This window comes from Pasteurella canis, from assembly GCF_900454865.1.
GTDB classification, from domain to species: domain Bacteria; phylum Pseudomonadota; class Gammaproteobacteria; order Enterobacterales; family Pasteurellaceae; genus Pasteurella; species Pasteurella canis.
Genome location: NZ_UGTV01000015.1, coordinates 556,704 through 577,384, shown reverse-complemented (window position 1 = coordinate 577,384; position 20,681 = coordinate 556,704). Strand labels below are relative to the sequence as shown.

The following is a 20,681-nucleotide window of genomic DNA, read 5'->3' as shown; positions in this document are numbered from 1 at the left end:
TCTTATATTTTTTGAAAAAGAAATATCAGCTTATCTCTTTAAAAATCAGAAATAGCACAGAGATCATTCCTGATAAACAAAGAAACCCTATTTGATTTAAAGTAGTAAATAAACGGAAACAGTAAATATTATGGCAAAAAAAGATTATTACGAAGTTCTTGGTGTTGAGCGTAGTGCGGATGAAAAAGAAATCAAACGTGCATATAAAAAACTTGCGATGAAATATCACCCAGACCGTACGCAAGGCAACAAAGAACTAGAAGAAAAATTTAAAGAAATCCAAGAAGCTTACGAAATCTTAAGCGATAAGCAAAAACGTGCAAACTATGACCAATATGGTCATGCTGCGTTTGAGCAAGGCGGCTTTGGAGCTGGTGGCTTTAGCGGTGCTGACTTTGGTGATATCTTTGGCGATATGTTCGGTGATATTTTTGGCGGTGGTCGAGGTCGCCAACGTGTCGTACGCGGTGATGATTTACGTTACGATCTTGAAATCAGCTTGGAAGAAGCCGTTCGAGGCACAACTAAAGATATTCAAATTAACACACTGGCGCATTGTGATACTTGCGATGGCTCAGGAGCAGAAAAAGGCTCTAAAGTAGAAACATGTCCAACTTGTCATGGCGCAGGTCGTGTTCGTCGTCAGCAAGGATTTTTTGTGACAGAACAAGTCTGTCCAACTTGTCATGGTTCAGGGAAAAAAATCGAAAATCCATGTAAAACATGCCATGGTGATGGTCGCGTACATAAGAAGAAAAATCTTTCTGTTAAAATTCCTGCTGGTGTAGATACAGGTAACCAATTACGCTTATCTGGCGAAGGTGCAGCAGGCGAACATGGTGCACCAAACGGTGACTTATATGTCGTGGTCCATGTACGTGAGCATCATATTTTTGAACGTGATGGCAATAATCTATATTGTGAGGTACCAATCAGCTTCACTATGGCGGCATTAGGCGGAGAAATCGAAGTCCCAACCTTAGATGGACGAGTTAAGCTCAAAATTCCAGCAGAAACTCAAACAGGTAAGCTCTTCCGTATGCGTGGTAAAGGCGTAACTTCAACTCGCTCAGGTTATGCTGGCGATTTAATTTGTCGTATTATTGTGGAAACACCAGTACGATTAAGTGAAGAACAAAAAGAGTTATTACGTAAACTTGAAGAAAGTCTTGAAGGTTCAAGCAATAAACCAAAATCATCAAGCTTCTTTGACGGCGTAAAAAACTTCTTCGATAATTTAGGTAAGTAAATCTTTATAAATCAACCGCACTTTATCTATCATAAATAAAGTGCGGTTGTGTTTTATCAATCTTAGTAGTCAAATCCTTTCGCCATAACATCATTTATTTGATGTATTTCATTGTACATACGACTTGAGCAGTATACTAAAATGGCTTAGTGTATTAGTTAAACTACTGAAACAGCTTTCACTTGTACAAATACACTTTGCTCAAGCTGTAAGTCAAGCTCTTTCAATGCCCATTTACTAATAGTTGCCCAAATAACATTCCCTTCTAATAGGATTTGTACATCGACACGATGTTCTCTTTCTAGGATTTTATGTACTTTACCTTTCAAGATATTACGAATACTCGTTTTTTCTGGCATTAATAAACTGATTGACACATCTGATCCCTTAATACATATACGCATTCGCTCTCCTATTGGGCAATCCTGTGCCTTGATCCAAATTTGTTGCTGTGCTAAAGCAAGAGCTGTCATTTTATAATCGGTATGATGTTGTACAACTGGCAAAGAAAGCACCGCACTTTGCTCATCTTCTAACTTCCATGGTAGAAATAAAGGACTCTCCCAAATGTTTTCCAATAAGTCATAAGCCTGAACTTTTCCTCCATCAAGTAACACAACTCGCTGTGCTAATCGTAGTAATTCATCTAGACTATGTGTCACATATAAAATAGGGATTTGAATTTGTTTAGAGAGTTTCTCTAGATACGTCATTAACTCACGTTTACGAGGCAAATCCAAAGCTGACAGAGGTTCATCCATCAATAAAATTTCAGGCTTCGTCAATAACGCACGCCCAATCGCAACACGTTGTTTTTCGCCACCAGATAAAGTAATCGGGTATCGTTTTAGTAAATGTTCAATACCTAATAAATCGACAATATAATCAAATTCTTGCTGATCAAATTTCTCTACACCATATAGTAAATTACCTCTCACATTATAATGTGGGAATAAACGTGCGTCCTGAAAAACATAACCAATACGCCGCTGATGCGGGGGTAAACAAATACTTTTAGCAGTATCAACTAATACACGTTGATTTAAAGAAATGCTACCTTGATCCAGTTTAACTAAACCACTGACTAAATTAATTAGAGAAGATTTACCTGAGCCAGATAAACCAAAGATAGCAGTAACACCTTGTGCAGGAATCGTTAAATCAGCCTCAAGAATAAAATGACCTAATTGTTTTTTTGCATTAATGTGTAACATCACTTTGCCCCAATTTTTTCTGCATATTTTTGGCTAACCATTCTGATAAAAGTAAAGAAATTAACGATAAGATGATAGCGAAAATACACAATCTTGCTGCTTGTTCCTCTGCCCCTGGCGTCTGAATAAAAGTGTACATCGCAAGTGGAATAGTTTGTGTTTCTCCTGCAATATTTGATACAAAAGCAATCGTCGCACCAAACTCCCCTAATGAACGGGCAAAACCAAGTACAACGCCAGCTAATACGCCAGGTAACGAAAGGGGTAAGGTAATCGTAAAAAAAACGCGCCATGCTGAAGCACCTAAAGTTTGCGCGGCTTGTTCTAGTTTTACATCAATGCTTTCAAGTGATAAACGAATTGCACGCACAACTAAAGGAAATGCGACAACTGCAGCTGCTAATACAGCACCATTCCAACTAAATGCAAAAGAAAAACCAAACCAACTATATAAATATTTACCGATTAAACCATTCCGCCCCATTGCGACTAATAATAAGTAACCTATCACGACAGGTGGTAAAACTAAAGGTAAGTGAACAACACCACTAATCACGGATTTACCATAAAAATTTTTACGAGCCAGCAACCACGCGACAAAGATCGCAATAGGTAAGCTCCATAAAATCGCATTTACAGAAACACTCAAGCTTAATTTAACGGCTTGAATTTCCATTGTACTTAGACCAAGAGTGATGAGAAGTTCAGTAAACAAAACGAATCCTTGACTTTATTAACGTTGAAATTTGCTAAAAATAGACCGCACTTTATGCCAATAAAAGAAGAAGGACGCAGAATTAGCGTCCTTCTTTATTGTATGCAAAATCATTTCACAGCGAAACCATAATCTGCGAATACTTTTTTCGCTTCTGGAGATTCTAAATAAGCCAAAAATGCACGAGTATTCGTATTATCATGTTCTTTCAATAAAGCAATAGGGTATTCAATGGCTTTATAAGAATCTGCTGGGAATACACCAACAATTTTCACCCCCTTACTTACTTTACCATCAGTACTATACACGATACCTAATGGAGCTTCTGCACGTTCGACTAAAGCCAATGCAGCGCGTACATCTTTACCTCGTGCTAATTTTGTTTCAACTTTATCCCATAATTTTAAGTAAGTTAATGCTTCTTTTGCATATTGCCCAGCTGGAACATGATCAGGATCGCCTACAGATAAGAAATTATCTTTTAATTCAGCAATCCACTCCCCTTTTTCGACATCAACATCATTAAGTTTGCTTGATTTTGGAGCAATTAGGACTAACTCATTACCAACTAATACTTTTTCTGTTTCTTTAACTGTCAGAGCTTTCTCTGACAAGTGCTTCATCCATTTTGTATTTGCAGAAATAAAAATATCTGCAGGCGCCCCTTGTTCAATTTGTTTCGCTAATGTTGATGAAGAAGCAAAAGAAAAAACTAGCTCTTGTTCAGGCTGAACTTTTTTATAGTTTTCTGCTACTTGGTTTAAGGCATTTGTCATTGATGCTGCAGCAAAAACCGTCACTTTCGCCTGCGTAGAAACAGAAAATGCCAAACATACTAGTGCAAGTGAAGTAGAAATTGTTTTTAGTTTTAACATAGAAATTGCTCCATTTATTGAGTAAATAACTTTATATAAAAAATTATACAATGATTTAATAAAGAAATACTATATAAAAAATGGACTTTCCTTTAAAATGTGAGAGAAATCAAAGTTTAGCGTCGATACTGGAGAAAATGATGTTAAATACTGAAATTTTACTCACAATCAAATTACAACAGCAGCTTTTTGTTGACCCTAAACGGGTACGTCTATTAAAAGAAATTCAAAAGTGTGGTTCAATTAACCAAGCCGCTAAAAATGCTAAGGTCAGCTATAAAAGTGCATGGGATCATTTAGCTGCGATGAATGATATGAGTCCAAAACCGCTCCTTGAACGCAACGTTGGTGGTAAAAATGGAGGAGGAACAGAGTTAACAATTTACGCTCAACGTTTATTACAGCTCTATGATCTTTTGGAAAAAACGCAGGAAAAAGCATTTCAAATTTTACAAGATGAGAGCTTAGCATTAGATAGTGTATTACATGCAACAGCCAGATTTTCATTACAAAGTAGTGCCCGTAACCAATTCTTTGGCAAAATAGTTAATTTAAAATATGAAAATATTCATTGCTTTGTGGAGATCGAGATAGAAGGTGTTCCTCAATACTTGACGGTTTCAATTACTGAAAAAAGTGCGGTGCGTTTAAAACTTGCTTTAGGCAAAGAAGTCATGATGATGATTAAGGCACCTTGGGTCAAAATTCATCACACGCCTCTACAAGAAAACGCTTTTAATACTTTTCCTGCTCAAGTCAAAGAAATTACAGATAAAGGAGATAGAGAGGAGGTCATTCTCACTGTCAATCAGACAGCAATTGAGTTTTGTGCTACTTTAACTCAAGCTGATAGAGTAAAACTTAATGAAAAAGTCTGGATTCATATTGATCCTGAACAAATTATCTTAGCTACACTTTACTAATAATATAAAAGGGCAGATATTTAATCTGTCCTTTTTTATAAAGTAATTTCATCTATCGGTTTACCAAAACTTGGAATAAACACTTGAATAAAATAATCCATCTCTTGGCTATGCCATTGATTCATTAATTTTTCTAAACGTATTTTGGCTGCTTTAAATTCTTGATTACCATTTTCTAATTCAAATTGTGCTTTAATATAAGCGCAGATTAAATCTGCTTGTTTGACTATATGTTTTTCTTCATTAGAAATTGCTTGTGAATTGAGATAAGGCGTAAATTCTGATTGTAGCGCTTCAGGTAATAAAGAAAGCAGATGCAATTCAGCAGCACTTTCAATTTGCTTATAAGCTTGTGTAATTTCTGCATTAAAATATTTAATAGGCGTAGGTAAATCACCAGTAAAAATTTCAGACGTGTCATGGTACATAGCAATAACAGCAATTTTCTCTGGATTAACATTACCTTCGTAAAACTTATTTTTAACCAATGCTAAAATATGTGCGACAAAAGCTACTTGTAGGCTATGTTCAGCTAAGTTTTCTTTTTCGATATTACGCATTAAAGACCAACGTTGAATTAATCGCAATCGATCTAAACAGGCAAAAAAGTGGCTTGTTTGAATTTTTATTTCTGACATCATTAATTAATCGGATATTCTTCTATTACTACAGGTAACTCAATTTGTTTACCCAAGCGTAAAATGACTACATTCAATTTTGTATTTGGTCGAGTATTACTGATAACTTGCATCATTTGTGCTGGCGAAATTGCTTCGATATCCCCTACTTTCAAAATAATATCCCCCGCTTTAACGCCGGCTTTTCCCGCTGGACTCTCTGGGCTTACATTAGTAATTAAGATCCCTTTCTCAATATTTACACCTTGTCCATTGCTGAAGAAAATATCACTTTGCACACCAAAATAGCCTCGAATCACTCGCCCATCACGAATGATTTTTTTCATAATATCATTAGCAAGATCAATCGGAATAGCAAAATTTAATCCTTCTGCAATTTCATTAGAGGTTTTACCGATACTCAACGTATTAATCCCGATTAACTCACCTAATGAATTAATTAGTGCACCTCCTGAATTACCACGATTAACAGACGCATCTGTCTGAATAAAATTTTGGCGCCCTACAGAATCACCTACTGCATTACGCCCAACAGCACTAATAATCCCTTGTGAAACACTTTGCCCTAAGTTGTAAGGATTACCAATAGCTAATGCTATATCACCAACATGTATTTGACGTTTAGGATTTTGTGGAATCGTAGATAAATTATCAGCACGAATTTTTAAGACAGCTAAATCAGTCAAGCTGTCAGATCCAATTAAACTCGCATCAAAAAGCTGTCCATTTTGCAATGCTACAACAATCTGATCTGCATTTTGAATCACATGTTTATTTGTCAAAATATAACCATCTTTCGACATAATGACACCAGATCCTAGATTACCCACCTCAAGTTGATCCCCACTATTTGCAGAGAATGCACGATTGTAAACATTCACAACAGCAGGTGAAGCAATGCGTACAGCATCCTTAAAAGACATTGGCTCAGATTGGAAAAAATTCAAATGATTCAATTTCGGTAGTGCGACTAAAATAAATACAGCACAAGCTAATCCAATCACTGCCGAACGAATAAGTTTTCTTAACATTTTTTCTCCGTAACTATTGGATGATAAATAGATTTAATGTCATCGCCAAATCGCTCAATAGAATATAGTTTCCATAAAGTCGCATCAGAAAGCTGAGTTAAATTTGTAAGTTTACATAACCCTCTTGCATCATCACCAAGTAATTTTGGGGCTGTATAAATAATTAGCTCATCCACTAAATTTTGTTCAATTAATGAACCTGCCAAAGTCGCCCCAGCTTCAATCCATAATGTATTTATTTGGCGCCGACCTAATTCAAATAAAAGATCGTGTAAATATTGTGTACGGTCCACTAACTGAATATGTGTACAAAAATTTGGATAACCTGTAAGATCTCTTGTGTTTTTACCCACTAACCAAACAGGCGATTCAATTTCAAATAGGCGTTGTGTCGCTTTAACTTGATGCTGTGAGTCTAAAATCACACGTATAGGCTGACGTAAATTTGCTATTGGATAAATCTGTTGCGTTTCCTCAGGTAGCTGTTCCCAACGAACATTTAACAAAGGATCATCTGCGATCACCGTTTGGCTAGTAGATAAAATTGCCGATGCTTTTGCGCGCTCTGTTTGTACATCCGCACGAGATAAAGTATTAGTGATCCATTTACTTTCTCCATTTGCTAGTGCAGTACGCCCATCTAAGCTCATCGCCATTTTTAATTGTACAAAGGGTTTTCCCGTACGCATACGTTTCAAAAAACCACGATTAAGCCATTCTGCTTTTTCTGCCAATAACCCAACCGCACTTTCAATCCCATTCTCTGTTAGCATTTGCAATCCCTTACCCGCAACTTGTGGATTTGGATCATGCATTGCACTGACGACTTTAACAACGCCCGCTTCAATCAGCCCTTTTGCACAAGGTGGCGTACGCCCAAAATGTGAACAGGGTTCTAACGTTACATAAGCTGTTGCGCCACGTGCATTTTCACCCGCTTCTCGCAATGCCATTACCTCTGCATGTGGCTCTCCTGCTTTGAAATGAAAACCTTTTCCCACAATATGTCCAGCCTTTACAATAACACAGCCGACTGAAGGATTAGGTGTCGTTGTAAATTGCCCTTGCTGTGCAAGATCCAATGCTATTTGCATAAATACAACATCTTGTGCGCTAAACTCGCTCATTCCTAATCCCTTAAATTCTCAATTTCTTTACTAAATTGTTTAATATCATCAAAACTTAAATACACTGAGGCAAAACGGATATAAGCAACTTTGTCTAATTTTTTTAATTCTTCCATTGCCAAAGTCCCTACTAATTTACTTGGAACTTCACGCTCACCAGTTGTCCGTAAAAGATGCATAATACGGCTAATCGCTTGTTCTACATCATCTGCGCTGACAGGCCGTTTTTCTAAGGCATGCTGAATCCCGCGTCTCAATTTATCTTCATTAAAAGGCTCACGAGTACCATCATTCTTAATAATTTTTGGTACGATTAATTCTGCTGTTTCAAATGTAGTAAAACGCTCATGACAATTTCCACATTCACGACGGCGGCGAACTTGATAACCATCGGACACCAAACGACTGTCAATGACTTTAGTTTCTTCTGTAGAACAAAAAGGGCAATGCATAGCGTCTCCTTGCAAAATAATCAGTAAAATGAGGTTTATCTTAACAAAGTTTAGATTTATTGACGATGAATTATTTTACTCTTTAGCCAAGATCCCAGCTAACTCAAAAAAATGATGATAGGCTTTCGCTTTATCTAGTAAACTCATTGGATAGGCTCTTGATGTTGAGGGCAAACGATATAAATTTAACTCACGACCTGCATAACAAAATGTAATAAATTGATTAGTTTTCGGTGGTAATATTTTTTCTGGTAGCAGACTTAACAATGTTTCCGTTGCTTTTCCCCCTGTAGTGAATAACCAGCGGCAATCAGGTACTTGTGCTAGAGCCTCAACTAGATTTACAGGTTCAACTACCGTTAAAAACTTATCCGATGCATTATCCTTTTCTCGAATCGCACTATGGATTGTGGAACATAATCCAATCCCCCATTCACGTAAAAACGCCTCAATACGTATAGGATCAAAACGTTTTTCATCTTTTACTTGAAAATAAGTCGCATCATTAAAAAAAACTAAGCCATAAATCCGCCACATATCATTTTGAAAATTAGGATAATGAAAATGCATACAACGTTTATCTTCTTTAGGCGGGAAAGTCCCCATCATCATGACTTTAGCATGTGCAGGGAAAATAGGTGGAAATGGGTGTATTTCAATTGTTTTCATCGTACTTCACTTTTCAAATTTTTATTTGGTCATTTGTATTATTTAACAAAATAAAACATAAGGTTTTAAATTTGTTATCATCATTATTTTATAAATAAAAAACCGCACTTTTAAAGTGCGGTTAATTCATAATAAGTTTTTATAATGCTTTCAAAATATCGTCCACACGATCTTTCGCATCACCAAATAACATTTGGGTATTGTCTTTAAAGAATAACGGATTTTGTACACCAGCATAACCTGTATTCATTGAACGTTTGAATACAATTACGTTTTGCGCTTTCCATACTTCTAATACAGGCATACCTGCAATTGGGCTATTTGGATCGTCCATTGCCGCTGGGTTTACTGTGTCATTTGCACCGATGACTAATACCGTATCCGTATCAGCAAAATCTTCGTTAATTTCGTCCATTTCTAATACGATATCGTAAGGCACTTTCGCTTCTGCAAGTAATACGTTCATATGACCTGGTAAACGACCTGCAACAGGGTGAATACCAAAACGTACATTTACACCACGCTCACGTAGTTTCTGTGTAATTTCTGCGACAGGATACTGAGCTTGTGCTACTGCCATACCATATCCAGGCGTGATGATTACCGAGCTTGAGTTTTTAAGTAATTCAGCCACTTCTTCTGCTGTCGTTTCTCGATGTTCACCTTGTTCTTCATCACTACTTGCAACTGGATCGTTACCGAAACCACCAGCGATCACACTGATGAAAGAGCGGTTCATTGCTTTACACATAATATAAGAAAGAATCGCACCTGATGAACCTACTAACGCACCCGTTACAATTAACAAGTCATTGCTTAGCATAAAGCCTGCTGCAGCTGCTGCCCAACCAGAATAAGAGTTCAACATTGACACAACAACTGGCATATCCGCACCACCGATTGATGCAACTAAATGCCAACCAAATGCTAACGCAATAGCTGTCATCAATAACACAGGGAAGATATTTTCTGGGCTATTTAAGAATGACATCATTAATAAGGCAGATACAATAATTGCCGCTAAATTCAATTTATGACGATGTGGCAAAGTTAATGCTTTAGAATCAATAATCCCACGTAATTTACCGAATGCAACAACAGAACCCGTAAAGGTAACAGCACCAATAAAAATACCAAGGAATACTTCCACATTGTGGATATTGCTTAATACTTGTTGTTCAGCTAAAAATGCTGCCTGTGCTGCGGCATCTAAATTTTCTGGCATTACAGCTTCATGATGTAAACCATAGCTATTAAAACCAACTAGCACAGCAGCTAACCCCACAAAGCTGTGTAAAATAGCCACAAGCTCAGGCATTTCTGTCATTTCAACTTTTAATGCTCGTTTGATACCAATCACAGCACCAATTGCCATCGCAATTAAAATCCAGAGAGTTCCTTTAGATTCTGGACCAAAAATCGTTGCGACTAAAGCTATTGCCATACCGACAATGCCATACCAACAACCCGCTTTTGCCGTTTCATGTTTAGAAAGGCCAGCTAAGCTCATAATGAAAAGTAATGCTGCAACGATATAAGCAGCTTGTACTAAACCTTCAGACATTGCTTACTCCTTAATCTTTTCTAAACATGGCAAGCATACGTTGGGTGACTTTGAATCCCCCGAAAATATTGATGCTCGCGACTAAAATTGCGATAAACGCCAAGATACTAATAAAGAAATTGCCTTGAGCAATTTGTAATAATGCACCCACAATGATAATGCCTGAAATCGCATTGGTTACTGCCATAAGTGGTGTATGTAATGCGTGGCTGACATTCCAAACCACGTAATAACCCACTACACAAGCCAATACGAATACGGTGAAATGTGATAAAAACGCTGCTGGTGCAACGGCTGCGATTGCCATAAACAACGCTGCTGCGCCTGCCATCACGCCATATTTCACGCGAGGATCAGTTGGTTTTTCTTCTTTTTTCTCTACTGGTGCAGCTTTCGCTTTTTGTGGCTGTGCAGAGACTTTAATTGGCGGTGCTGGCCAAGTGACTTCGCCTTCACGAATCACAGTGACACCACGTAACACCACATCTTCAAAATCAATATTGATCTTACCGTCTTTTTCTTTACACAATAATTTCAGTAAATTGACTAAGTTTGTACCGTAAAGTTGAGAAGATTGGGTTGGTAAACGGCTTGGTAGGTCAGTATAACCAATGATTTTCACTTGGTTATCTGTCACAACTACTTCGCCCGCTTTTGATAACTCGCAGTTACCGCCTGTCGCTGCTGCTAAATCCACAATCACAGAACCTGGTTTCATTGATTCCACCATTTCTTTAGTGATTAAACGTGGTGCAGGTTTACCTGGAATTAAAGCTGTCGTGATAATAATATCGACTTCTTTCGCTTGTTCTGCATATAGAGCAAGTGCACGACGGTTAAATTCTTCCGACATGACTCTAGCATAACCATCACCACTACCACCTTCCTCTTGGAAATTAATCTCAAGGAAACTTGCGCCCATACTTTCAACCTGTTCTTTCACTTCAGGACGAGAGTCAAACGCACGTACGATTGCACCTAAACTGTTTGCAGCACCGATTGCCGCTAAACCAGCCACACCTGCACCAATCACTAGCACTTTTGCAGGTGGAACCTTACCCGCAGCCGTTATTTGCCCAGTAAAGAAACTACCAAACTCGTGAGCTGCTTCCACAACTGCACGATAACCCGCAATGTTTGCCATCGAACTTAATGCGTCTAATGACTGGGCACGTGAAATACGTGGTACAGCGTCCATTGCAAGCACATTAATTTTCTTCGAGGTTAATTTTTCCATCAACTCTGGATTTTGTGCAGGCCAAATAAAACTGACTAAAGTCGCCCCTTCTTTTATTAAAGCAATTTCTGCATCTGTTGGTGCATTAACTTTAACAATAATATCTGACTGCCAAACCTGCTCTGCTGAGCCAAGTTTTGCGCCTGCTGCTGCAAATGCTTGATCTTCAAAACTCGCTTTAAAACCTGCGTTATGCTCAACAATCATTTCAAAGCCAAGCTTCAAAATTTGCTGCACAGTTTTAGGCGTTGCCGCTACACGACTTTCGTTATCAAGCAGTTCTCTAGGTACACCAATTAACATAATGTTTCCTTCAAATTGATTGATGATAATTTTTGAGTAAATATTTTACTCCCCTAAAAGATGACAAAAAGTCAAAACTGTCTCAATTTACCACTTATCGTTTTAAAGTTGCAAAAGTTTTTATCAATTTCCTCTATTATTTAAAAAAATCTATTTAACTACTTATTATTAAAATAGAAATTTCTTAAAAAAACATACTTAAGTGCGGTCGACACCTCTCATATTTTTACTTGCTATAAATAAAAAAATTCAGCAATATAGCACTCTTTTTTCAAATGCTTTATAGGTATTCTTATGCAACTCCCCACACTACAATCCGCAATTCTTGTTCGTCGTTACAAACGTTTTCTTGCTGATGTACAACTTGAGAATGGCGAAATTTTAACAATTCATTGTGCTAATACAGGAGCAATGACGGGTTGTGGTGATACGGGTGATATTGTGTGGTATTCGCATTCTGACAGCCAAACGCGCAAATATCCTCACTCATGGGAATTAACTCAGCTTAAAAATGGTAATATAGTGTGTATTAACACTCACCGTTCTAATCAGCTAACGTTAGAAGCCTTACAAAATAAACAAATTAAAGAATTAGCGATGTATGACCAAATTTTCCCTGAAGTCAAATATGGCGAAGAAAATAGCCGTATTGATTTTTTATTAAAAGGTGATGCTCTACCTGATTGCTATGTGGAAGTCAAATCAGTAACATTAGTGAAAAATACAATTGGAATGTTTCCTGACGCTGTCACAACACGTGGACAAAAACATTTACGTGAATTAATAGCAATGAAAAAACAGGGACATCGTGCAGTAGTCTTTTTTGCAGGCTTACATAATGGTTTTGATTGCTTTAAAGTCGCAGAATACATTGATCCTGAATATAATAAATTATTACTTGAAGCTGTTCAGCAAGGTGTTGAAGTCTATGCTTATGCAAGTGAATTTACTTTTGATAATAAAAAACCAGTATCACTTTCTCTTACAAATTCAGTAAGTTATATTGGTAGCAAAAAACAACCCGCTATTTGATAATAATTTTCATTAAAATCTATTGACTTTATTTTTGATAACAATTATCATTTACAACATTCAAACAACAATAGATAATCACTCCAACATTTGAACGCCTCCTCCCCCACAAAGAGGCGTTTTTTTTATGCAAAATTTTTAAAAAACTGGGTGCACTTTGAGCCTTTAATTAAAATAACAATTTACTACATGCGTCTCTATTCATAATTATAACAAGGACAAAGTGAATGCCAGTTTAAACAGCTTGTTATCTAGTGAGCAGAGTACTCCATAAGTAATATCATCTATTTAAAGAGAATAAAATACTCGTCCTATAACATAAAAAAAGCAAATTTTGACAACACAATTTGCTTTTTATCTATAAGAAGACGATTAGAAATTCGCTGTTAATCCAAATTTAATCGTTCTACCTGGTGCTGGCATTGAAGATTTAGTCATTGGATCGAGATAATAACGATCAGTTAAGTTAGTCGTCGAAAGTGATACTGACAGATTCTCATTAATACGATAGTTCAAATAAGCATCAATTAAGAATACAGGCTGCCAACGAGGGTTGTTATTAGTGTTGGCAAACCAACCAGCATCACGTAATGATTTATTACGTGTTTCTTTTACATTAGTATGATATACCATACGTGTACCTAACTCTAACTTACGCTCTAATAAGCGAATGCCTAAATTAGATGTGATCGAATATTTTGGTAAAATAGTATTTTTTAAGTATCCATTCTCGTTCCCACCATTAACACAAACAGGCATCGTATTCAGTTTATTATTATGCATAAAACCACCATCCGTAATAGCAGAACCACGATCACAGAATTTGTTTTTGATATTGTAACTTACTCCTAAATCGCCAAAGAAATTACCTTGATCATAACGAACTTGTAATTCAATACCCTCTAAAATACGCTTATCAAATTGCTTCATTTCATAAGTTTCATCACGATCGAAAATATTATAAGTTGTATTACGATACCAGTTAAAACGGAGATCTGCACGTTCTAAATTCGGGAAAAATCCACGTAAATCATGTACATAACCAATTTCAATATTTTTACTGTGTTCAGGTTTACGTTGATAGAACGGCGTTAAAATATCAATCGAATAACCAATTGTATCTTCAAAAATACTTGGCATCCGTTTTGTTTCATCATAACGTGCATAAATTCGAATATTTGGACTCAAAAATACGGTAGCGCCAAAACTAGGTGCCCAAGCATGAGCTTTACGCTCGGCTTTTTTCATTTTTTCCCATTGTGCCGCTGTCAATGGAATACGTTCAGGTTTTGTAGGATCTCCCATTCCGATTTGATGTCGATAAACTTCTTCACCCGTTAGTGGATGTTTCATTTTTTCCGTTAACATTTGTTTAGTAATACGGCCGTCATTAAGCGGAAAACTATCAGGAGAAAATCGCCCATATTGATCACGCTCCCAATAGATTGTGGTTTCTTCACCCTCCCAAGGATCTAAGTCTTTCGCCTCAATTTCTGCTTCTGTTGGCGCAACATAACCATTATCTGCTAAATATTTTTCATGAAATTGATTAAACGCTTCCACATCCTGTAAGTATTTATCCTCATTAAACTCACCGTTAGGTAACAAATATTTAGGGTCATCAGTATGAAAAATAGGGTCTTGCTCACCATAGAGTTCACTAAATTGATTACGTAATTTTGCTCCTAAATCATCTTTCATGTGATAATTGTTATAATTTTTCATTTGTTCTAGAGTAAAAAAACCATATTCTTTATATTTACGATAACTGAATGGAATACGTCCCGCATAAATACGATCTTCTGGTCTTAAATCTTTAATTTTTTCCTGTAAACCAATATCTTTCGATTTATAATGTGTATATTTCATTCCTGCAGTGAGTATTAGCCAATCTGTTGGCATATATTCAAATTTAAATCCTGCGGTAAATTCATTACGTTTCCCTTTGCGGTTACCTGATTTTGCACCATTATCTGCACGGCAGATATAATCCGCCTTCGCACCATATTTATCTTTATCTAAACAAATATGCTCGGACTCTTCCCAGGTTTCGCGTGTCATATTATATTTATTCCAAAGATCATATACATTCGTACTATCTAAAGTTTCACGACGATAATTCGCCATCACATCGAAATTTAATTTTGGATGCAAAGCAAATCGGTTACTAAAAGTAATCCCTTGATGATTGTCACGAGCAAATTGTACTTGTGCACGTTGAGTATTTAATAAGCCATTTAAGTTAGGCACAGCATCACCAGACTTAAGATATTCACGTGCCATTTTTTTTACTTCTTCAAATAATAAATTTTGGTAATATTTTTGCTTTTCGAGTGGTAATGTATGCAGAATACTTTCTAAGTTTTCAATATTTTCTCGTTCGCCAACAATATCAAATACATCAAGACGTTTATAACCCCAATTTTTATCATAAAAAATAACATCACCAGGCGAACCTCCAGAGGTATTTGTTTCTGTTCTATTCCAAACTGCCCAAACACCTATTTTTAAATCAATCCATTTGTTATCTGCTGGGTTGTAAGCAAAATCAACACTAGCTGTCGTTTGTTTTACATTTGCTAACGGCCATTCACGCACAGCCCCATCATCACGGGTTAAGACTGTCCCCAAACGAGAAGGCATAATATCACCATAATTAATTTTTGAATGACGAACATTAGCACTCACAGATGCTGTATTCGTTAAATTTAATTTTCCTTTTAATAACCAAGAGTTACTATGATAGGAAGTATTGGGTACCTCTTTACCGGGATGATAGATTTTTGCTATTAAAGGAATATACGGATCGTCAGAATTTATTAACTCATAGTTTGGTGGTGTTTTTAAATCCTCTCCATATTTATTGCCACCTCGTTTACCTGAAAAATAATTCCCTTTTGTACGATAAGCATAAGCAGCTAACACTTCATAATTTTCATCTTTCGCAGCAACAGCAATCCTCGCAGCATTATCATTAAAAAATTTATTTCTCCCTTTATTACGAGCTAAAATATGCTCGTTATTTTTAAAATAAACAGCCCACTCCCCTAATTCTGCACTCCCATCTGGCGCAGCCAAACGATAGTCTTGTCCCATCACTGCCCCCTGGTAAGGTCGAGCTTTAATTGAATTATTCGCAGTTTCTGTTTTTAGCTCAATTCCCCATTTTTTACCTGGTTTAATAATATCATCCGCATTTAATGTTTTCATACGAACCGTTCCCCCCGCCCCTGTACGTAAAGAGCGGTCTAAATTTGGTCCTTTTTCTACATTAACCTCACTGATTAAAAAAGGATCTAAATAGTTTCGATTATTTACGCCAGAATAACCACGCCAAATAGTAATTGCTTGCTCTGTATCATCGACTAAAACAGGAATACGCCCTTGTCCCCAAGTGCTACGTATAATAGGATCAATTGCTCCACCATTACGAGCATCACCACTATAAACCCCTGTCACACCACTGATTAAATCAGCTACAGAATGATTATGAAAGGTTTCAATTTCTTTTTTGCTTTTATATTCAGTGACTTGATCTTTAAGAAAGACGTTATCTTTACCAGCTATACCTTTATTTTCTGAGACATCTTCTACTACTATGGTCTCTAAAGTTGTCGCATTAGATTGAGAAATATTGAATAAAAATAATAATAGTGCTGTAGCAATACTCTTTGTATTCAATGCATAAGTAAATGTTTTTTTTGCTTTCACAAATAATCTCCAAAAAAATAAAATAGAAATGATAATGATTTTTATTTTATTTTTGAGTGATTATTAATTCAATTTTGCTATGTTATTTTTGTGAAGAAACGCACAAAAAAATGTTAAATTTGTAAACGCTACCAAAATGGAAACTATCAATTATTACACTGCTTAGTCATATCAATCAGAAATAAAACTTAGCTCAGACTTTTCATTTATTGAATAATCACTATAATGTAGAGTTTTATATTGGATAGTACAGGATACAACAATGACAGATATCAATACGGTTCTCGCTGAACTGAAGCGCGGTGTAGATGAAATTCTTTCTGAAACTGATTTAATCGAGAAATTAAAAGAAAATCGACCTTTACGCGTCAAATTAGGTGCAGATCCAACCGCTCCTGATATTCATCTTGGTCATACTGTCGTATTAAATAAATTACGCCAATTTCAGCAATTTGGACATGAAGTAATATTCTTGATCGGTGACTTTACTGGCATGGTTGGGGATCCTTCAGGTAAAAATAGTACTCGCCCACCGCTTAGTCGTGAAGATGTGTTACGCAATGCTGAAACTTATAAACAACAAATCTATAAAATTTTAGATCCGCAAAAAACGCGTATTGTCTTTAATTCAAGCTGGCTTGGTGAACTAGGCACAGAAGGGATGATCCGTTTAACATCCAATTATACAGTTGCTCGAATGCTAGAACGTGACGATTTCAAAAAACGTTTTAGTCACAATCAGCCAATTGCCATTCATGAATTTATTTATCCTTTACTACAGGGCTATGATTCTGTTGCTTTAGAAGCAGATATTGAATTAGGTGGTACAGACCAAAAATTCAATCTACTTGTAGGACGCGAGCTACAAAAATCAACAGGGCAAAAACCTCAAGTTGCGATTACTTTACCATTATTAGTGGGCTTAGATGGTGAGAAAAAAATGTCTAAATCACTTGGTAACTATATTGGTGTGACAGAAGCACCAAACGAAATGTTTGGTAAAGTAATGTCGATTTCTGATGAGCTAATGTGGGATTGGTACAATTTACTTTCTTTCCGTCCATTAACTGAAATCGCACAACTGAAACAAGACGTAGAAAAAGGTCGTAATCCACGTGATATAAAAGTTTTACTTGCTAAAGAAATCATTGCACGTTTTCATTCACAAGCTGATGCTGATGCGGCAGAGCAAACATTTATTAACCGTTTCCAAAAAGGTGCTATGCCTGATGAAATGCCAGAGTTTACTTTTGAAGGTGAGATCAGCTTAGCAAACTTACTAAAAGAGGCAGGCTTAGTTTCATCTACTTCTGAAGCAAATCGTATGGTTCAGCAAGGTGGTGTAAAAATTGACGGTGAAAAAATCGAAGATGCAAAATTAGTGATTACATCAAGTAGCGCAGTATATCAAGTGGGGAAACGTAAATTTGCACGTGTGATCGTTAAATAAAAGTGACAAAACGCTTAAAAAAGTCACTGCTCTTAATGAGTACAATAAAGACAGCAAAAGCTGTCTTTATTATTTTAGTGAAATATAAGGCGGTCATATACCGCAGAATCAAGTCAATAGAGAAAAAGTAGAGACTAACTGAATGATCTTTTAGCTCTTGTGAGTTAACTCTGTGCAATAAGCCGTTGTGGGTGAATCACATTATTTTCATCAACAAGAGCTACCCCTAAGAATTGCTTTTGCTCTGTAAATAAACGAACTTGTCCATAAATTTGCTGAACATTATCAAATTTTATACGTTGACCAAAGCTAATCGCTTTACTTTGTTGTTCTGTTAAAGTTAATACTGATAATTTAGAGACTGCACTGTCCACTGGTAATAAATATTGGTCAAGCAGGACAAGATCTTGCTGCTCAGATAATATTTTTAAATGATTAAAATCTATCATAGCTTCAATAGGATAATCCGCAACAGCAGTACGGCGTAATACTGTCACATGAGCACCACAGCCTAAATATTCGCCTAAATCATCTATTAACGTACGAATATAAGTTCCTTTTGAACAATGTACTTCTAAAGTTAAATAGGGTGCTTGGTATCCAATAAAAGTTAATTCAAAGATCGTAATTGGACGAGCCTCTCGCTCCACGGTGATACCCGCTCGAGCATATTCATATAGCGGTTTTCCTTTATGCTTTAATGCAGAAAACATTGTCGGTACTTGCAGCAAATTACCTCGAAAATGTGGTAATGCAGTAAGAATATCTGTTTCAGTGATATTCACAGGACGTACTTGCACTACTTGTCCTTCTGCATCAGAAGTATCCGTACGCTCACCTAATTTCGCTGTGACTTGATAGCGTTTATCTGCATCAAGTAAAAATTGCGAAAACTTTGTCGCCTCCCCGAAACAAATTGGCAACATACCTGTTGCCAATGGATCTAATGCTCCAGTATGTCCTGCTTTATTGGCTTGGAAGAGATGCTTAACTTTTTGCATAATGTCATTTGAGCTGATACCTTGTGGTTTATCAAGTAAAAACACACCATCAATATCACGCCCACGTTTACGAGGTTTCGACATTATTTTTCCTCAAACATAACATCATCAACATGACGTTCTTCATCTTGACGTACTACATTTGTCACTAAGTTTGACATACGCATACCTTCAATTAAAGAGCGGTCATAAACAAAACGGATTTCTGGCACAATACGCAGACGCATTGCTTTACCAAGCAAACTACGAATATAAGGTGAAGCTTTCTCTAACCCTTTCATACCAGTTTCAATTGCTGCTTCATCGTGATCAAATAAGAATGTCACAAAGACTTTTGCATATGCAAGATCGCTTGATACTTCTACATCAGAAACAGTTACCATGCCAATACGAGGATCTTTAACTTCTCGTTGTAAAATAACTGCGATTTCTTTTTGAATTTCTTGTGCAACACGATCACTACGTTTAAATTCTCTTGCCATTTGCTTTTCCTTTCTTTTCCATTTAAACCACATATTTTGGCATAAATACCTCTTTTTTAACACAACTAACTGCATTATCTAGAGAGCTTATCCCATTTTTCTATTCCGTTTTTTATTGTTGTATAAAAAGAAAACAGTTCATCTGAAGATTGCTTATTTTCAGTAAAATGTTTATGGTATAAACGATTTCTCAACAATCTGGGGGCTTTTATGAATTTTTTCAAACAGAGTTTCTTCGTTTTCTTATCTAGCTTGTTGCTGATTAGCTGTACAGGGGGCCTGACAGAGACCCTACATGACAAAGATGAACAATCCGATATTGTGCGTTTTAACGTTGAAAAAGACAATATTTACTTCTTTGGTTTAACACCTGATAAAAAAATTGCTGTATTTGGTGAAAAATACCACTATCTTTTGGAAGAACAAAATTCAAAAGATAAACAACTGATTGCTCAATTAATGAAATTACCTTTCAAACAACATATTTACTCACAAATAGGCATTATTGAAAGTATAAAAGAAACACCTTCTGAAATTGTTACCAGTCTTTACCTCGTCTTAGATATAAGTCAGTTAAATAAAAAAAACCAGCAAATAGCCAGTAAGCTAGGGTTTAAAGATAAATCTTATAAAAGAGGACTATCTACTATGGTAAACCAATATAAAGATAAGATTGACTTAGCACAACTAGATAAAGAAAAGAAAATTTGGTCCAGAGAAGTCCCGTTAGTAGGGCAACGTTATTTACCAAAAACAGGAGTAAATTACATGGCTAAACATAATTATTCTTTCAATGAAACAGTTGAAATACATACTTATATTGAATATATCCCGGCCTCAAAAAAACCAAGTACAAGCACAATATTACTGACACCATTTGCTGCTTTAGCTGATGTCGCTACGGGTATTTTAGCTGTTCCTGCCTATATAGGATTACGAGCAGCTTGTATTGGTCAAAGCGATGGCTTTATTTGCAAATAAAACTAAAAAATATCCCTTTAAATTGAG

The 20,681-nt window shown here is 36.3% G+C and carries 18 protein-coding genes; 5 read left to right on the top strand and 13 right to left on the bottom strand.

The annotated features are described in order from the left end of the window. Positions 1 to 130: 130 nt before the first annotated feature. Entirely contained in the window at positions 131 to 1,249 is a 1,119-nt protein-coding gene (gene dnaJ, locus DYE19_RS03345) for a molecular chaperone DnaJ (protein WP_049214157.1), read from the top strand. A gap of 158 nt (positions 1,250 to 1,407) precedes the next feature. Here dnaJ and modC read toward each other — a convergent pair whose 3' ends face one another. From modC to modA, 3 genes are all read right to left on the bottom strand, one after another. Beyond that, complete coding sequence (gene modC / locus DYE19_RS03340; protein WP_115322605.1) at positions 1,408 to 2,463, bottom strand: molybdenum ABC transporter ATP-binding protein ModC; 1,056 nt, start codon at positions 2,461 to 2,463, stop codon at positions 1,408 to 1,410. Continuing rightward, a complete protein-coding gene (gene modB, locus DYE19_RS03335) occupies positions 2,450 to 3,139 on the bottom strand; it encodes a molybdate ABC transporter permease subunit (protein WP_115322604.1) in 690 nt (229 codons plus the stop codon). Before modB ends, modC begins: the two co-directional genes overlap by 14 nt. A gap of 149 nt (positions 3,140 to 3,288) precedes the next feature. Further along, positions 3,289 to 4,053 carry a molybdate ABC transporter substrate-binding protein gene (modA, locus tag DYE19_RS03330; RefSeq protein ID WP_115322603.1) on the bottom strand — a complete coding sequence of 255 codons (765 nt, stop codon included), beginning with the start codon at positions 4,051 to 4,053 and terminating at the stop codon, positions 3,289 to 3,291. 137 nt (positions 4,054 to 4,190) lie between these two features. Here modA and DYE19_RS03325 point away from each other — a divergent pair, with 137 nt between their 5' ends. Further along, on the top strand, positions 4,191 to 4,976 hold the full coding sequence (locus tag DYE19_RS03325; protein WP_115322602.1) for a TOBE domain-containing protein: 786 nt from the start codon (positions 4,191 to 4,193) through the stop codon (positions 4,974 to 4,976). A gap of 35 nt (positions 4,977 to 5,011) precedes the next feature. Here DYE19_RS03325 and yfbR read toward each other — a convergent pair whose 3' ends face one another. The 7 genes from yfbR to pntA form a co-directional block, all read right to left on the bottom strand. Then, complete coding sequence (yfbR, locus tag DYE19_RS03320) at positions 5,012 to 5,617, bottom strand: 5'-deoxynucleotidase (RefSeq protein WP_115322601.1); 606 nt, start codon at positions 5,615 to 5,617, stop codon at positions 5,012 to 5,014. Then, on the bottom strand, positions 5,617 to 6,645 hold the full coding sequence (gene degS, locus DYE19_RS03315) for an outer membrane-stress sensor serine endopeptidase DegS (protein WP_115322600.1): 1,029 nt from the start codon (positions 6,643 to 6,645) through the stop codon (positions 5,617 to 5,619). The genes yfbR and degS overlap by 1 nt, the downstream gene beginning before the upstream one ends. After that, entirely contained in the window at positions 6,639 to 7,772 is a 1,134-nt protein-coding gene (gene ribD, locus DYE19_RS03310) for a bifunctional diaminohydroxyphosphoribosylaminopyrimidine deaminase/5-amino-6-(5-phosphoribosylamino)uracil reductase RibD (protein ID WP_115322599.1), read from the bottom strand. Before ribD ends, degS begins: the two co-directional genes overlap by 7 nt. Before the next feature lie 2 nt (positions 7,773 to 7,774). Continuing rightward, positions 7,775 to 8,224 carry a transcriptional regulator NrdR gene (nrdR, locus tag DYE19_RS03305; RefSeq protein ID WP_049214142.1) on the bottom strand — a complete coding sequence of 150 codons (450 nt, stop codon included), beginning with the start codon at positions 8,222 to 8,224 and terminating at the stop codon, positions 7,775 to 7,777. A gap of 75 nt (positions 8,225 to 8,299) precedes the next feature. Next, positions 8,300 to 8,893, bottom strand: a complete 594-nt coding sequence (locus DYE19_RS03300) for a DNA glycosylase (protein ID WP_115322598.1) — start codon at positions 8,891 to 8,893, stop codon at positions 8,300 to 8,302. A gap of 139 nt (positions 8,894 to 9,032) precedes the next feature. Then, positions 9,033 to 10,457 carry a Re/Si-specific NAD(P)(+) transhydrogenase subunit beta gene (pntB, locus tag DYE19_RS03295; RefSeq protein WP_115322597.1) on the bottom strand — a complete coding sequence of 475 codons (1,425 nt, stop codon included), beginning with the start codon at positions 10,455 to 10,457 and terminating at the stop codon, positions 9,033 to 9,035. Between the two features lie 10 nt (positions 10,458 to 10,467). Continuing rightward, complete coding sequence (gene pntA, locus DYE19_RS03290) at positions 10,468 to 11,997, bottom strand: Re/Si-specific NAD(P)(+) transhydrogenase subunit alpha (RefSeq protein WP_115322596.1); 1,530 nt, start codon at positions 11,995 to 11,997, stop codon at positions 10,468 to 10,470. Positions 11,998 to 12,291: 294 nt separating this feature from the next. Here pntA and sfsA point away from each other — a divergent pair, with 294 nt between their 5' ends. Then, positions 12,292 to 13,029: a DNA/RNA nuclease SfsA gene (sfsA, locus tag DYE19_RS03285; protein WP_115322595.1), complete on the top strand. Its 738-nt coding sequence runs from the start codon at positions 12,292 to 12,294 to the stop codon at positions 13,027 to 13,029. A 372-nt stretch (positions 13,030 to 13,401) separates the two neighbouring features. Here sfsA and DYE19_RS03280 read toward each other — a convergent pair whose 3' ends face one another. Beyond that, complete coding sequence (locus DYE19_RS03280; protein WP_115322594.1) at positions 13,402 to 16,740, bottom strand: TonB-dependent receptor domain-containing protein; 3,339 nt, start codon at positions 16,738 to 16,740, stop codon at positions 13,402 to 13,404. 262 nt (positions 16,741 to 17,002) lie between these two features. Between DYE19_RS03280 and tyrS the strand changes: the two genes are divergently transcribed. Continuing rightward, positions 17,003 to 18,190: a tyrosine--tRNA ligase gene (tyrS, locus tag DYE19_RS03275; RefSeq protein WP_115322593.1), complete on the top strand. Its 1,188-nt coding sequence runs from the start codon at positions 17,003 to 17,005 to the stop codon at positions 18,188 to 18,190. Between the two features lie 164 nt (positions 18,191 to 18,354). Here tyrS and truB read toward each other — a convergent pair whose 3' ends face one another. Beyond that, positions 18,355 to 19,275, bottom strand: coding sequence for a tRNA pseudouridine(55) synthase TruB (gene truB, locus DYE19_RS03270; protein WP_115322592.1), 921 nt, complete (start codon positions 19,273 to 19,275; stop codon positions 18,355 to 18,357). Next, a complete protein-coding gene (gene rbfA, locus DYE19_RS03265) occupies positions 19,275 to 19,673 on the bottom strand; it encodes a 30S ribosome-binding factor RbfA (protein ID WP_049214129.1) in 399 nt (132 codons plus the stop codon). Before rbfA ends, truB begins: the two co-directional genes overlap by 1 nt. 210 nt (positions 19,674 to 19,883) lie before the next feature. Between rbfA and DYE19_RS03260 the strand changes: the two genes are divergently transcribed. Then, positions 19,884 to 20,654, top strand: a complete 771-nt coding sequence (locus tag DYE19_RS03260) for a YidX family protein (protein ID WP_115322591.1) — start codon at positions 19,884 to 19,886, stop codon at positions 20,652 to 20,654. The last annotated feature ends 27 nt before the right edge of the window (positions 20,655 to 20,681 follow it).